At 71.2% G+C, this 14,073-nt stretch carries 16 protein-coding genes; 8 read left to right on the top strand and 8 right to left on the bottom strand.

Annotated elements, in window-relative coordinates:
• Positions 1–2 precede the first annotated feature (2 nt).
• Positions 3–581 carry a hypothetical protein gene (locus NYE39_RS05070; protein WP_226282576.1) on the top strand — a complete coding sequence of 193 codons (579 nt, stop codon included), beginning with the start codon at positions 3–5 and terminating at the stop codon, positions 579–581.
• The gene (locus NYE39_RS05065) at positions 578–1,369 is read left to right on the top strand and encodes a glycosyltransferase (RefSeq protein WP_072624970.1); all 792 of its coding nucleotides are present in this window, start codon (positions 578–580) and stop codon (positions 1,367–1,369) included. Before NYE39_RS05070 ends, NYE39_RS05065 begins: the two co-directional genes overlap by 4 nt.
• On the opposite strand, the gene NYE39_RS05060 is transcribed toward NYE39_RS05065, so the two are convergent.
• The 7 genes from NYE39_RS05060 to idi are packed head-to-tail and all read right to left on the bottom strand — an operon-like array spanning position 1,335 to position 7,008.
• Positions 1,335–2,240 carry a prenyltransferase gene (locus NYE39_RS05060; RefSeq protein ID WP_072624969.1) on the bottom strand — a complete coding sequence of 302 codons (906 nt, stop codon included), beginning with the start codon at positions 2,238–2,240 and terminating at the stop codon, positions 1,335–1,337. The two genes, NYE39_RS05065 and NYE39_RS05060, sit on opposite strands and share 35 nt — an antisense overlap.
• Positions 2,237–2,566 (bottom strand): lycopene cyclase domain-containing protein, encoded by a 330-nt coding sequence (locus tag NYE39_RS05055; protein WP_072624968.1) that lies wholly within the window; start codon positions 2,564–2,566, stop codon positions 2,237–2,239. The genes NYE39_RS05060 and NYE39_RS05055 overlap by 4 nt, the downstream gene beginning before the upstream one ends.
• The gene (locus NYE39_RS05050; RefSeq protein ID WP_072624967.1) at positions 2,563–2,889 is read right to left on the bottom strand and encodes a lycopene cyclase domain-containing protein; all 327 of its coding nucleotides are present in this window, start codon (positions 2,887–2,889) and stop codon (positions 2,563–2,565) included. The genes NYE39_RS05055 and NYE39_RS05050 overlap by 4 nt, the downstream gene beginning before the upstream one ends.
• Positions 2,890–4,515, bottom strand: coding sequence for a phytoene desaturase family protein (gene crtI / locus NYE39_RS05045; protein ID WP_072624966.1), 1,626 nt, complete (start codon positions 4,513–4,515; stop codon positions 2,890–2,892).
• On the bottom strand, positions 4,512–5,396 hold the full coding sequence (locus NYE39_RS05040; RefSeq protein ID WP_072624965.1) for a phytoene/squalene synthase family protein: 885 nt from the start codon (positions 5,394–5,396) through the stop codon (positions 4,512–4,514). Before NYE39_RS05040 ends, crtI begins: the two co-directional genes overlap by 4 nt.
• Positions 5,393–6,376, bottom strand: coding sequence for a polyprenyl synthetase family protein (locus NYE39_RS05035; protein WP_072624964.1), 984 nt, complete (start codon positions 6,374–6,376; stop codon positions 5,393–5,395). The genes NYE39_RS05040 and NYE39_RS05035 overlap by 4 nt, the downstream gene beginning before the upstream one ends.
• A 56-nt stretch (positions 6,377–6,432) precedes the next feature.
• Positions 6,433–7,008, bottom strand: a complete 576-nt coding sequence (idi, locus tag NYE39_RS05030) for an isopentenyl-diphosphate Delta-isomerase (protein WP_072624963.1) — start codon at positions 7,006–7,008, stop codon at positions 6,433–6,435.
• Between the two features lie 96 nt (positions 7,009–7,104).
• Between idi and miaB the strand changes: the two genes are divergently transcribed.
• Positions 7,105–8,643, top strand: coding sequence for a tRNA (N6-isopentenyl adenosine(37)-C2)-methylthiotransferase MiaB (gene miaB, locus NYE39_RS05025; RefSeq protein WP_072624962.1), 1,539 nt, complete (start codon positions 7,105–7,107; stop codon positions 8,641–8,643).
• Positions 8,644–8,729: 86 nt separating this feature from the next.
• Here miaB and NYE39_RS05020 read toward each other — a convergent pair whose 3' ends face one another.
• Positions 8,730–8,909: an Rv0909 family putative TA system antitoxin gene (locus NYE39_RS05020; RefSeq protein WP_072626258.1), complete on the bottom strand. Its 180-nt coding sequence runs from the start codon at positions 8,907–8,909 to the stop codon at positions 8,730–8,732.
• A 191-nt stretch (positions 8,910–9,100) separates the two neighbouring features.
• Between NYE39_RS05020 and NYE39_RS05015 the strand changes: the two genes are divergently transcribed.
• From NYE39_RS05015 to ggt, 5 genes are all read left to right on the top strand, one after another.
• Entirely contained in the window at positions 9,101–9,667 is a 567-nt protein-coding gene (locus NYE39_RS05015) for a YceI family protein (protein ID WP_072624961.1), read from the top strand.
• A gap of 133 nt (positions 9,668–9,800) precedes the next feature.
• Positions 9,801–10,385: a peptide deformylase gene (def, locus tag NYE39_RS05010; RefSeq protein ID WP_072626257.1), complete on the top strand. Its 585-nt coding sequence runs from the start codon at positions 9,801–9,803 to the stop codon at positions 10,383–10,385.
• Positions 10,382–11,317, top strand: a complete 936-nt coding sequence (gene miaA, locus NYE39_RS05005) for a tRNA (adenosine(37)-N6)-dimethylallyltransferase MiaA (RefSeq protein WP_341012002.1) — start codon at positions 10,382–10,384, stop codon at positions 11,315–11,317. Before def ends, miaA begins: the two co-directional genes overlap by 4 nt.
• Positions 11,314–12,183, top strand: coding sequence for a diaminopimelate epimerase (gene dapF, locus NYE39_RS05000; RefSeq protein WP_192910487.1), 870 nt, complete (start codon positions 11,314–11,316; stop codon positions 12,181–12,183). Before miaA ends, dapF begins: the two co-directional genes overlap by 4 nt.
• 53 nt (positions 12,184–12,236) lie before the next feature.
• Positions 12,237–14,060, top strand: a complete 1,824-nt coding sequence (gene ggt, locus NYE39_RS04995) for a gamma-glutamyltransferase (protein WP_341012001.1) — start codon at positions 12,237–12,239, stop codon at positions 14,058–14,060.
• The last annotated feature ends 13 nt before the right edge of the window (positions 14,061–14,073 follow it).

The following is a 14,073-nucleotide window of genomic DNA, read 5'->3' as shown; positions in this document are numbered from 1 at the left end:
GGTTGCCCCTGACTGCGCCGCGACGGCAGAGCCAGCGGGACCCGCTCCGCCCGGTCGCCACGGATCTCGTGCGCCTCGCGGCGGCCCTGAGCGTGGTGCTCGGCACGCTCGGCTGGGGATTCATGGGCTTCGCGCTCTTCATGCTCGTGCTCGGAGGCTCGATGATCCCCCGCGCCCTGGGGACCCCCGCGCCGCTCGATCTCTCCTACTGCGCGACGATCCTCGTCGGCGCCTGGGCCGCGATGCTCGACTGGTACCTCGCCGTCAGCTGGCTCGATGTCGTCGTGCATGCCGCACTGACCGGCCTCGTCGGCGCGATCGGCTACGCCGCGCTCGAGCGGCTCGGGCTCTTCGGTGAGGGCATGGCTCGGCTGGGGGTCGTCGTCGTGAGCAGCACCCTGGCCACGACCCTCGCCCTCCTCTGGGAGATGGGTGAGTGGTTCGGGCACACCGTCCTCGACGACCGCATCCAGGTGGGGTACGAGGACACGCTCGGCGATCTCGGGGCCGGGGTGGTCGGGGCGGTCGTCGCCGCGGTCCTGCTCGCCCTGAGTAGACCTGAGCCCGAGGGGTCAGGATGAGAGCACCCGCTGGGCACGGCCTGCCGAGCGTCTCCGTCGTCATCCCGGCTCGCAACGACGCCGTGGCCCTGCGCACCTGTCTGACCTTGCTCGCCCGGCAGCACGTGCCGCCGCTCGAGGTCGTCGTCGTCGACAACGGCTCCAGCGACGACACGGCAGCAGTCGCACGGGCGCACGGAGCGACGGTGATGCACGAGCCACGGGTCGGAATCCCCCCTGCTGCGGCAACTGGCTACGACGCTGCCCGCGGCGAGGTGATCGCCCGTCTCGACGCCGACTCCCGTCCCGGCCCGGGCTGGGTCGAGGGGGTCGCCCGGGCCATGGCCGATCCTGCGGTGAGCGCCGTCACCGGCACCGGCACCTTCTACGACCTGCCCCGCCCACTCGGGCCGCCGGTGGCTGCGCTGTACCTCGGTGCGTACTACGTCCTGAGCCACCTCGCGCTCGGCCAGACCGCGCTGTGGGGCTCGAGCATGGCCGTTCGCCGCAGCACCTGGCTCGCCGTCCGCCACGAGGTGCACCGCGAGGATCCCGAGGTGCACGACGACATGGACCTCGCCTTCGTCCTCGGGCCGGGCCGAAGGGTTCGGCTGGCGCGCGGCCTGCACGTCGGGGTCTCGGCCCGGTCGCTGCGTGGGGCCGCGCAGGTGCGTCGGCGCTTCGCACGGGCTGTGCGGACCCTCGAGCTCAACTGGCAGGTGCACCCGCCGTGGCTGCGGTGGCGCGACCGCATCGAGCGGGCGCGTCTCGAGGTCAGCGACCGGGCAGGCCGATTGTCGCGACGATGATCAGCTGAATGAGCAGGAAGCCGGTGAGATAGTTGAGCCAGAGGAAGCGTCGCCAGCCTGCGTGCGCGCGCTCGCACTCGGCCTCTTCGAGCCGTAGGTACGGCACGACGTTGGCGAGGTAGGGCAGGACGAGGGCCGCAGCGAGCGTGCTTGGCCAGGGCAGGGCCAGCAGGAGCAGCCCGCTGACGAGGTAGGCGAGCAGGGCGAAGCCGGTCGTGCGCCGCGCCCCCAGGACGGTGCCGATCGAAGCGATGCCGCCTGCCCGGTCGGCCTCGATGTCCTGCACCGCGCCGAAGGCGTGCGACCCGACCCCCCAGGCGAAGAACCCGGTGAGCGCGGCGAGGGTAACTGGGTCGAAGGTGCCACCGGCCAGCGCGATGCCGAGGACGGCAGGGCTGACGAAGTGGGTGCTCGACGTCAGCGAGTCGAGGAAGGGCCGCTCCTTGAATCGCAGCCCTGGGGCTGAGTACGCGACGAGTGCGAAGACGCTCACCGCGAGGACGAGGGTCGAGCGGAGATCGCCGAGGAGGACAAGCGCGACGACGAAGGGCAGGTTCGACACCACCACCGACCACAGGGTGGCCCGGTGCAGGCCACGATCGAGGACGACCCCTTCGATTCCTCCCTTGCGGGGGTTGCGGATGTCCGACTCGTAGTCGAAGACATCGTTCACCCCGTACATGAGCAGGTTGTAGGGCACGAGGCACCACAGCGTCCCGACGACCCAGGCGAGGTCCACCCGCCCGCCGGCGAGCAGGTAGGCGACGGCGAAGGGGTAGGCCGTGTTGACCCACGACAGCGGCCGGGAGGACGCGAGGACCTGGGCGAAGGGAGAGGACTGAGCCGACCGCTGCTGCGCTGCGGCACTCATCGCTGGGCTCCGCGGGTGGCTCGTGGGTGGTCGAGATCGAGCAGGAGCGTGAGCGCGGGCAGGATGGCAGCGGCCGCGACCGGCCACGCGAGGTCCTCGAGCGGTGCGAGGCCGATGCGGATGCCGGAGAGCTGGGCCTGGTCGAAGCGGAAGAGGTCGGCGGCGATCATGAGGTTGTCGAAGATCACGGTGAGCAGGACGAGCGCCAGCGCCGTCGCAGCGGTCGCGAGCCACCAGCGCCGGTCGGGTCGGCGCAGCACGGCGGCGGCGACGAGGACGAGCGCCGCGGCGGCGAGGAAGCAGACGGCCAGGCCGGCGTAGGTCATGAGGTCACCTCGCCGCGGGGGATCAGGCTCGAGAAGAGCCCGTGGAGCACGCACGTGAGGTAGCTGAGGAAGACGATGAAGAAGATCTCCTCGACGGGGAGCTCGGGCAGCAGCTCGATGCCGGTCATCGCGGGCGACTCGCCACGCACGTACATGCCCGACTCGATCGCCACGAGGTCCCACACGAGGAAGAGCGATGAGCCTGCCGCGACGACGGCGAGGGTGCGGGCGGGCCGGTCGAAGAGGGCGAGGCGCCACCGGTGGTCGACGAGACCCATGCAGACCGTGGAGACCACGACGAAGCCGAGGTAGAGCAGACCCACTCAGCCCACCTCGGCATCGGCGGTCGGGGTGACGCTCGGCCCGCTCGAGGTATCGCCCCGCAGCCGCTTGAGCACGAGCTCGGCGCTGATGAGACACATCGGCAGCCCGATGCCGGGGCGGGTCGAGTAGCCCGCGTAGTAGAGGCCGTCGACCTTCTTCGAGACGTTGTCAGCGCGGAAGAAGGCGCTCTGGCGCAGGACATGTCCCGGTCCGAGCATGCTCCCGGAGAAGGACGACAGGTCCTGCACGAAGTCCTCCGGCCCGACGGTGCGCCGGACCTCGACGCGCTCGGCAAGGTCCGGCACGCCCGCCCATGCAGCGATCTGATCGATGGCCGCGTCCACGGTTCGCTCCACCCCGGGGTCACCGGCGCCGTCCGTGCCGCCCCGGCCGATCGTGGGGTCGGCGGGGACAGGGACGAGGACGAAGAGGTTCTCCTTGCTGGCGGGGGCGACGGTGCTGTCGCTCGCCGACGGCCGACACACGTAGATCGAGGCCGGGTCGGGCACCCGGGGCTCAGGGCCGAGGATGTCGTCGAAGTTGCGCCGCCAGTCGGTGGTGAAGAAGAGCGAGTGGTGGGCGAGCTGCGGCAGCTCGCCGTCGACGCCGAGCATCGCGAGCACACCCCCTGGCCCGGGGTCGACCTGCTCCCACCACGACTGCGGGTAGGTCTGGAGGTGCTCGGGGAGCAGCGCGGTCTCGACGTGGTGCAGGTCGGCCGCCCCGATCACGGCATCGCACGGGATCTCCTGGGTCTCCCCGTCCGGGCCGGTGACGTCGACGCCGATCACTCGGGCACGCCGACCGCGCGCGGCAGTCGTGCGGATGGCAGTCGCGGTCGTGCTCGTCCTCAGCCGCACGCCGTGGCGCTCGGCCACCCGCACGAGGGCGTCGACGATTGTCGTGAAGCCCCCTGCCGGGTAGAGCACGCCCTCGGCGAGGTCCATCCAGCTCATGAGGTGGTACATGCTCGGGGCGCGGTCTGGCGAGGTGCCGAGGAAGACAGCGGGGTAGCCGAGGATCTGACGCAGCCGTGCGTCGTCGAAGCGGGTGGCGATGTGGGACTCGAGTGAACGAGTCAGCAGGCTCGAGAGGCGGGGCCCGTTGCGCAGCACGTCGGTGTTGAGCAGCGAGCCGCTGGAGTCGAAGCTCGTGTAGAGGAAGCGGTCGACGGCGAGCTCGTACACGTGGCGCGCGGAGTCGAGGTAGTCCGACAGTGCCGACCCAGCACCGGCCTCAAGGGACTCGAACAGCGCCTCGTTGGCTGCACGGGTCGCCCGCACGTCGACCGGCTCGTCATCATGCTCGAAGAAGACCCGGTAGCCCGGGTCGAGCCGGACGAGGTCGAGCTCGGCGTCGACGGAGGTACCGAGCATCTCGAAGAAGTGGGCGAAGACCTCGGGCATGAGGTACCACGACGGCCCGGTATCGAAGCGGTAGCCGTCGTGCTCCCACAGCCCCGCCCGACCGCCGGGCCGCTCCGAGCGCTCGACGAGATCCACCTGCCAGCCGTCAGCGGCGAGCAGCCCTGCGGTGGCCAGCCCGCTCACACCGCCACCGATGATGCAGGCGGTCCCGGGCTCGCGCGGCTGGCTGGTCCGACCGGTCCAAGGCAGGGGCCTCATCGTCGGCCTCGAACGACGCTGTCGAGCACGATCGCGGCCTTGCGGGGGCCCGGGACCCGGACCCGCTCGTGGCGCAGCCGCTCCACGGGGGTCTCGCGCAGTCGGCCAGACAGCTCGGCGAAGAGCCGGTGCGCCACCCGGACGGCACGTCTGCTGCTCGGCGGCAGCTGCTCGACGGCGGCTGCAGCGAGGGCGAGGTCGTTGTCGAGGTCGTCGAGGAGCCGGTCACGGTCGGCGTCGTCGATGCGGTGCGGGTCGACGCCCGGGAAGTAGCGGCGACCGAGCTCGTCGCGGTCGGCGGCGATGTCTCGCAAGAAGTTCACCTTTTGGAAGGCGGCCCCGAGGCATCGAGCCCCCGGGGCGAGCCGGTCGTAGCTGGCCTGGGCGTCGGGCTCGTCGGCGAGGAAGACGCGCAGGCACATGAGACCCACGACCTCGGCCGAGCCGTAGACGTACCTCGCGAAGCTTTCCTCGTCGTGGGTGGTGCGAGTGAGGTCGCTGCGCATCGAGGCGAAGAAGGGCTCGATGAGGTCCATGCCGATCCCGCATGCTCGCGCTGTCCGGGCGAAGGCATGGACGACGAGGTCAGAGCTCAGGCCGCGGTCAAGCGCGACGCTCACCTCGCGCTCGAGATGGTCGAGCACAGCGCGCTGCTCGTCGGTGGCAACGTCGGGGCGGGGAGCATCGACGATCTCGTCGGCGACCCGGACGAGGGCGTAGATGCTGCGCACGCGCCCCCGGACGGGCTCGGCGAGCAGCCTGCTCGCCGCACCGAAGGAGGTCGAGTACCGGGCGATGACGAGCTCGGCAGCGGCCTGGGCGGTCGCGTCGTAGCGGACGTGGGGTGGGGCCTCGTCACGCTGCTGTCGGGCCGCTGTCATGCCACGCCGCCCTCGAGGGAGCCCGCGACCTCGCCCACCCACGTCACGAGCTCGGGTGGCAGGCTGAGGTCCTCGGCGAGTGTGGTGGCCTCGCGCAGCTGCTGCGTGGCGAGGTCGTCGACGAAGGAGCGTGATCCAGCAGTCGTGAGGGCGGCCCGGACGTGCTCGACGCCCTGCTCGTCGAGGTCGGGATCACCGAGATGGCGCTCCAGAACAGGCCATGCCGAGGTGGTGCGTGCGTGGACGACGAGCGGTGTGCGCTTGCCCTCGCGTAGGTCACCGGCGATGCCGGGCCTGCCGGTCTGGGCCGGCGTGCCGAAGACCGCGGTGAGGTCGTCGACCAGCTGGTAGGCCAGGCCGAGGTGCCGCCCGATGCGGCCGAGGCCGTCGACGAGCCGGTCCGGGGAGTCGGCGAGCACGGCGCCGCACTGCATCGGCAGGCTGAAGGAGTACACCGCGGTCTTGTGCTCGGCGACGCTCAGCGCTTCCTGCAGCGTCGGTTCCTCGGAACCGAGCGAGAGGCGGACGTCGGCCAGCTCTCCTGCGGCCGAGACCGCCAGGGTGTGATCGAAGAGGTCGAGCAGCTGGAGCATCCGCTCACGCGGCATGGGTGCCGCGGCCACGGCCCGCATGGCCGCGCCGAGCGCCAGGTCCCCGGTGAGGATCGCGCCGGCGGTGGCGAAGGAGCGGGCCGCAGCCGCCGGGGCGCCGACTCTGAGCGCGTCGGCGTGGAAACGGCCAGGCGTGCTCGGCGCACCCCGTCGGAGGTCGTCGCCGTCGATGACGTCGTCGTGGACGATGAAGGCGGTGTGCAGCATCTCCACGGCGTCGGCGACCTGGTTGACGGCCGGGCCGGCGTCACCGCCGAGCAGGTCGTGGACCGAACGGACGAGACGAGGGCGGAAGCGCTTGCCGCCGCTGCCTGCCGCGGCCAAGGCGTCCCGCAGGACCTGAGCGTCGCTGAGCTCATCCGCCGACACGGCCGCTGCCGGCGATGCGGTCACAGAGGTGGGCTCGGCGTGACGGGGTGCCGACGTCATACGGCCTGGCCGACCTGGTCGAGGGCGCTTCGGCCAGCAGGCAGCTCGTCGAGCTGGAGGACGAGCCACGGGCTGAGTGCCCACGGCGCGACCTCGGCCGTCGTCCTCAGCTCGTGCGGCGTCACCCATCGGGCCTCGACGGCCTCGTCTCGGTTGAGGCTCGGGTCCGATGTCGTATGGGCGAGCCAGACAGGACAGACCTCGTGCTCGACGATGCCCGAGGCGTCGACCGCTCGGTAACGGAAATCTGGGAGCAGGGGCTCGAGGTGGTCCAGCCGGAGCCCGAGCTCGTGCTCGGCGTAGCGGTGTACCGCGTCCAGGGGGTCCTCGCCCGGGCGAGGGTGCCCGCAGAAGGCGTTCGTCCAGACCCCCGGCCAGGTCCGCTTGCTGAGGGCGCGTCGGGTGAGGAGAAGGCGGCCGGTGCCGTCGGTGACGTGGCACGAGAAGGCGAGGTGGAGCGGCGTGCGGTCTGTGTGCACGTCGGCCCGAGGGGCGGTCCCCACGGGCCGCGCGTCGTCGGCAAGCAGCACGACCAGATCGGCCGGGTCCTGGTCCTGGTCTGCGGTGCTCATGGTGTCAGCATGTTATCTGAGCAACGTCACCTGGACGCCAGTGTTGAGGGTTTTGCGTTACTGCTTGCTCTGGCGGGCGACTACCCTTCGACTGACATGAGTGCTGCATCCAAGACCTACGACGTGCGCACCCACGGGTGCCAGATGAACGTTCACGACTCCGAGCGACTCGCTGGCCTCCTCGAGACCGCCGGCTACGTCGACCGCGCGAGCCTGCCCGCCGACGAGCGCGGGGAGGTCGCCGACGTCGTCGTCTTCAACACCTGCGCCGTCCGCGAAAATGCCGACAACAAGCTCTACGGCAACCTCGGGCAGCTGCGTCCGCTCAAGCAGCGCCACCCCGACCTGCAGATCGCCGTCGGTGGCTGCATGGCGCAGAAGGACCGCGACACGATCGTCGAGCGCGCCCCCTGGGTCGACGTCGTCTTCGGCACCCACAACATCGGCTCGCTGCCGGCGCTGCTCGACCGGGCCCGCCACAACGAGGAGGCGCAGGTCGAGATCCTCGAGGCCCTCGAGACCTTCCCCTCGACCCTGCCGACCCGCCGTGACTCGGCCTACTCGGGCTGGACCTCGATCTCCGTCGGGTGCAACAACACCTGCACCTTCTGCATCGTCCCGGCGCTGCGGGGCAAGGAGAAGGACCGCCGTCCCGGCGAGATCCTCGCCGAGGTGGAGGCGCTCGTCGCGCAGGGCGTCGTCGAGGTCACCCTCCTGGGCCAGAACGTCAACAGCTACGGCGTCGAGTTCGGCGACCGGCTCGCCTTCGGCAAGCTGCTGCGGGCCTGCGGCGACATCGACGGTCTGGAGCGGGTGCGCTTCACCAGCCCGCACCCCGCCGCCTTCACCGACGACGTCATCGACGCGATGGCCGAGACGCCCAATGTCATGCCGAGCCTGCACATGCCCCTCCAGTCCGGCTCCGACCGGGTCCTGAAGGCGATGCGTCGCAGCTACCGCTCCGAGCGCTTCCTCGGGATCATCGAGCGCGTCCGCGACCGCATCCCCGACGCGGCGATCACGACCGACATCATCGTCGGCTTCCCCGGGGAGACGGACGACGACTTCGAGGAGACGCTGCGGGTCGTGCGCGAGTCGCGCTTCAGCTCCGCCTTCACCTTCCAGTACTCGATCCGGCCCGGCACGCCGGCGGCGACGATGCCCGACCAGGTGCCCAAGGCGGTCGTCCAGCAGCGCTACGAGCGCCTCGTCGCACTGCAGGACGAGATCTCCTGGGTCGGCAACCGCGAGCAGGAGGGTCGTGAGCTCGAGGTCCTCGTCGCGACGGGGGAGGGGCGCAAGGACCGCGAGACCGCGCGCCTCAGCGGCCGCGCGCCCGACAACCGGCTCGTCCACTTCGCCCTGCCGGAGGACCTGCCCGAGGCGGAGCGTCCGCGCCCCGGCGACATGGTGACCGTCGGCGTCACCTATGGCGCCCCGCACCACCTCGTCGCCGACTCGGCGCTCGAGGGCGGGGCCTTCGCGGTGCGGCGCACGCGCGGCGGCGACGCGTGGGCGGCGCTGCAGGACAAGGGTGCCGAGGGCGCGGTGGCCAAGCCCGGTGTCAGCCTGGGCATGCCGAGCATCGGCGCTCCGGCACCGGTGGCGACCACCGGTCCGGCCTGCGGGGCCTGAGGCCTCGCCCGCACCACCCGAGCACGACGAAGGGGCTGGTCACCGTCACGGTGACCAGCCCCCTTCGTGCTGTCAGTGAGGCAGCCTCACTCGCCGATCTTGCCGTCGAGGAAGTCCTTGCCCTTGTCGGCGTGTTCGGAGCTGGCACCCTTGCCCTCAGCGAACTCGCCGGCCTTGTCGAGGCCCTGGTCGCTCACCTGCTCGACCTTGTCGCTGTTGTCGCCCAGCGCGTCGGTCGCCTTGCCCTTCAGATCGTCGAACCCCATGGTGTTCTCCTTCGTGTCGGGTTGCCCGGTGACGGGCCGTGCCACCAGCCAAACACGTCATCCCGCGCGCTTCAACCGCTGGGGACGTAGCATGTACATGTCGTTGAAAATCCAATAGTTGACACGACAACAAAGCAGGTCTACTGTCATGTGTGCACCCAGACACCACCCCACATCGCAAGGAGCACCTCATGACCGAGTCCGCCGCCATCACCCCCCTCGCCGACCTGGCCGCCGGTACCTACGTCCTCGACGCCAGCCACTCCGAGGTCGGCTTCGTCGCCCGCCACGCGATGGTCACCAAGGTCCGCGGCTACTTCCGCGAGCTCGAGGGCACGATCACCGTCGCCGACGACTTCGCCGCTTCGACGGCGACCGCCACGATGCAGGTCGCCTCGATCGACTCCGGCTCCGCCGACCGCGACGGCCACCTGAAGTCGGCCGACTTCTTCGACGTCGAGAACAACCCGGTCATCACCTTCGCCAGCACGGGCATCAAGGACGTCAAGGGCGAGGAGTTCACCCTCGTCGGCGACCTGACGATCAAGGGCGTCACCCGCCAGGTCGAGCTCGCCGCCGAGTACGAGGGCACCGCCCAGGACCCCTTCGGCAACATCCGCGCCGGCTTCACCGCCCGTACCGACGTCGACCGTGAGGACTTCGGCCTCACCTGGAACGCCGCGCTCGAGACCGGTGGCGTCCTCGTCTCGAAGAAGGTCACTCTCACCCTCGACCTCTCGGCCATCAAGCAGGCCTGAGGCCCCCAGACCGTCCGGCAGCACTGACGCCGGACACACCCCGCGACGCCGGGGCCGGAACCCCCTGTCCGGTCCCGGCGTCGTCCTGCGTGCAGGTGCCGACCGCGCGCCGTGGCGACATACGATGCCGACCATGACGATCCACCCCATCACCATCTGCGGCGAGCCGGTGCTGCACACCCGCGCCCAGCCGGTCGCCGACTTCGACGCCGAGCTGCGCACCCTCGTCGAGGACATGTACGCCACCCAGGAGGCCGCCCACGGTGTTGGCCTCGCCGCCCCGCAGATCGGGATCGGTCTGCGGATCTACACGTGGAGCATGGCCAACGAGGACGGCGTGCCCTCCCTCGGCCACGTCATCAACCCCTACGTCAAGGCGAGCAAGCCGGCGGTCGGCGAGCCGGACCGCGACCACGAGTCCGAGGGCTGCCTGTCCGTCCCCGGCTACTCCTTCCCCCTTCGTCGGGGTGAGCGCGCCGAGGTGACCGGCTACGACTGGGACGGCAAGGAGATCGCCTTCTCGGCCACCGGGTGGTTCGCCCGCTGCATGCAGCACGAGTACGACCACCTCAACGGCTTCCTCTACGTCGACCGACTGGGTGACAAGTGGAAGAAGAAGGCGCGCAAGGCGATCAAGGCCGAGGGCTGGGGCGTGCCCGGCAACACTTGGCTGCCCGGCGAGGGGCCCGACCCCTTCGGGCACGACGACGAGGAGTGAGCGGGCTGCACCGCCCCGAGGTCGTCGCCGTCGTCGGGGCCACCGCCACCGGCAAGTCCGACCTCGCGCTCGACCTCGCCGAGGAGCTCGGCGGCGAGGTGGTCAACGCCGACGCCATGCAGCTCTACCGGGGCATGGACATCGGGACCAACAAGCTGCCCGTCGCCCAGCGGCGGGGGGTCCCGCACCACCTCCTCGACGTCCTCGAGGTGACCGACGAGGCCACGCTGGCCGACTTCCAGGCCCGGGCCGAGGCCGCGATCGTCGACATCCTCGGGCGTGGACGCGTGCCGATCCTCGCCGGTGGCTCCGGCCTCTACGTCCGGGCCGCGCTCGACCACCTCGACATCCCGCCCATCGACCCCGCCGTGCGGGCGCGGCTCGAGGAGCAGGCGCAGGGCGAAGGGGGGCGCGCCGCCCTTCGTCGTCGGCTGCGGGAGGTCGACCCGGCAGCCGCAGACGCCATCGAACCCAACAACATCCGGCGGATCATCCGCGCGCTCGAGGTCGTCGAGATCACCGGCCGTCCCTTCTCGGCGACGGCACCCACGAAGCGGTACCGACGCCCTTCGCTCGTCATCGCCCTGCGCGACGACTGGGACGCCCTGACCGACCGGATCGACCGGCGCACCCGTGCGATGTGGGAGGCCGGTCTGCTCGACGAGGTCCGGCGACTCGATGCCGCCGGGCTGCGCGACGGGCGCACCGCATCACGGGCGATCGGCTACGCGCAGGCGCTGGGCGAGCTCGACGGACGCTGGGGCCGTGAGGAGGCCATCGCCGACACCGCGCGTGCGACCCGGCGATACGCCCGCCGGCAGGAGTCCTGGCTGCGGCCCGACCCGCGGGTGCAGTGGCTCGACGCGGCCGCGCCCGGGCTGCGGAGGAGCGCCGTGGGCCTGACGACCCGACCGGCACAATGGACCCCATGACGCTGCGATTCACCAAGGGCCACGGGACCGAGAACGACTTCGTCCTCGTCCCCGACCTCGACGCCGAGCTCGACCTCACCCCCTCGCAGGTCGCCCTGCTCGCCGACCGCCAGGCCGGCATCGGTGGCGACGGCGTCATCCGGATCGTGCGCACCGCCGACGCGGCCGAGGAGGAGGTCCGGTCACTCGCCGGCGAGGCCGAGTGGTTCATGGACTACCGCAACCACGACGGCTCGCTGGCCCAGATGTGCGGCAACGGCACACGGGTCTTCGCGACCTGGCTGCGGCGCGAGGGACTTGTCGGCGACGAGTTCTCCATCGCTACCCGAGCCGGTCTCAAGGGGATCCGCTTCGAGGGGGAGCAGGTCGTGACGCACATGGGGCAGTGGCGCTTCGTCGACGAGGCGAAGGCCCTGGCGCAGGGCTTCGACGCGCTCGTCCACGTCGAGGAGGCCGAGGACGTCACCGAGCCCTACTCGGCTCTCTCGCTCGACCTCGGCAACCCGCACACGGTCGTGGCGCTGCCGCCCAACGTCAACCTCAACGGCCTGCGGCTGCGCCGCCCGCCGGCGGTCAACCCCGTGCCGCCGGAGGGCAGCAACGTCGAGTTCGTGCGGGTCCTGGGGCCCGGCCGGATCTCGATGCGCGTCCACGAGCGCGGCGTCGGCGAGACCCGCTCGTGCGGCACCGGCGTGTGCGCCGCGGCGATCGGCACGGCCTTCTGGTCCGGCGACGTCGACGCCCCGAGCGAGTACACGGTCGAGGTTCCCGGGGGCACGCTGCGGGTGCGGCTGCTGCCCGGGCGCGAGGTGGAGCTCGCCGGACCGGCCGTGCTCGTGGCCGACGGGACGACCACGCTCGTGTGACCCCCTTCGTCCTCGCGCTGCACGTGAGGCCGATCACATCTAGCGTGGACCCCATGGGACGCGCCACGACCTTGATCAGCACTCTCGCGGCCGGGGCCCTGGCCCTGACCGCCGCCACCGGGGGCGCCGCGACCGCCGACCCCGGGCCGCCACCTGTCGGACACGACCTGCCCAAGGTCCCCGTGATGCGCGGCGCCGGCGGGGCCGTCGCGTCCGTCGACCCCATCGTCAGCCAGATCGGCATCGACGTGCTCGAGCGAGGCGGCAATGCCGCCGACGCGGCTGTCGCGATGGCCGCCGCCGTCGGCGTCGTCGAGCCCTACAGCTCCGGTATCGGGGGCGGCGGCTTCTTCGTCCACTACGACGCCGACACCGGCAAGGTCGAGACCATCGACGGCCGTGAGACCGCGCCGGCGAGCTTCCACGACAAGGTCTTCGTCGGTGCCGACGGCAAGGCGATGGACTTCGACACGGTGGTCAACTCCGGTCTCTCCGTAGGTGTCCCGGGCACGCCCGCGACCTGGGAGATGGCCGCCGAGCGCTACGGGACGATGTCGCTCAACAAGCTGCTCAAGCCGGCCGAGGAGACCGCACGCAAGGGCTTCGTCGTCGACCAGACCTTCCATGACGCGACCGCCGACAACGCCGAGCGTTTCGCGATGTTCCCCGACACGGCGAAGATCTACCTGCCCGGCGGTGAGCCGATCAAGGTCGGTGCCGTCCTGCGCAACCCCGACTTGGCCAAGGCCTACCGGCAGCTGCGCACCCATGGGTCAGCGGCCATGCAGCGCGGTGCCATGGGAGAGGCGGTCGTCGACACCGCGCGCAACCCCCGCACGGCGCCGGGGGTCACCGTCCCCTCGGGGCAGATGACCCGCTCGGACATGCGTGCCTACGAGGCCAAGGTCAAGGCGCCCACCCACAGCGAGCACCGGGGCCTCGACATCTACGGCATGGCGGCGCCGAGCTCGGGTGGCATCGCCGTCGGCGAGATCCTCAACCTGCTCGAGTCCTACGAGGAGCGCACCGGCAAGCGCACGCAGGACCTCAGCGAGGGGGAGTGGGCGCACTGGTTCGCCGAGGCCTCCGCCACGGCCTTCGCCGACCGCAACCGCTGGGTGGGCGACGTGCCCGACGTGCCGACGCAGGAGCTGCTCTCGCAGGACTTCGCCGACGAGCGCTCGTGCCTCTTCGGTGAGGACTCGGCGATGACCCGCCCCGTCCCCTTCGGCCAGCCGGACGGCTCCTACGACGACTGCCAGGCCTCGACCGAGACCACCGCCGTCGGGTCCGAGGACCAGCACACGACCTCGCTGACCGCGGTCGACAAGGACGGCAACACCGTGACCTACACGCTGACGATCGAGCAGTACGGCGGCAGCGGCATGGTCGTCCCGGGCTACGGCTTCCTGCTCAACAACGAGCTGACCGACTTCAACTTCACGCCGGTGACCGACGGGGTCCCCGACCCCAACCTGCCCGGCCCGGGCAAGCGGCCGCGCTCGTCGATGGCCCCGACCATCGTCCTCGAGGACGGCACGCCCTGGATGACCGCTGGCAGCCCGGGCGGCGCGACGATCATCACGACCGTCGCCCAGCTCGTCGGCGGGGTCGTCGACCGCGACCTGGCCATCGGCGACGCGCTCGCCGCGCCACGGGTCTCCTCGCGCAACGGCTCGGCGACCGAGCTCGAGCCGGCGCTCGCGGACGGCGACGTCGGTGACTACCTGCGTTCGCTGGGCCACACGACCAAGAAGGTCGACCGGATCGGCAATGCCACGGGGATCCGGGTCCACGGGCTCGACGACCTCGAGGCCTCGGCCGAGCCGACGCGTGCCGGTGGCGGGTCGGCGATGGTCGTCGACGAGGACGAGTGACGGTGGGGCAGCA

Origin of the sequence: Janibacter sp. FSL W8-0316 (assembly GCF_038004165.1) — a bacterium.
GTDB classification, from domain to species: domain Bacteria; phylum Actinomycetota; class Actinomycetes; order Actinomycetales; family Dermatophilaceae; genus Janibacter; species Janibacter indicus.
The sequence above is the reverse complement of the archived record's forward strand: the minus strand, read 5'-3'. Positions and strand labels throughout refer to the sequence as shown.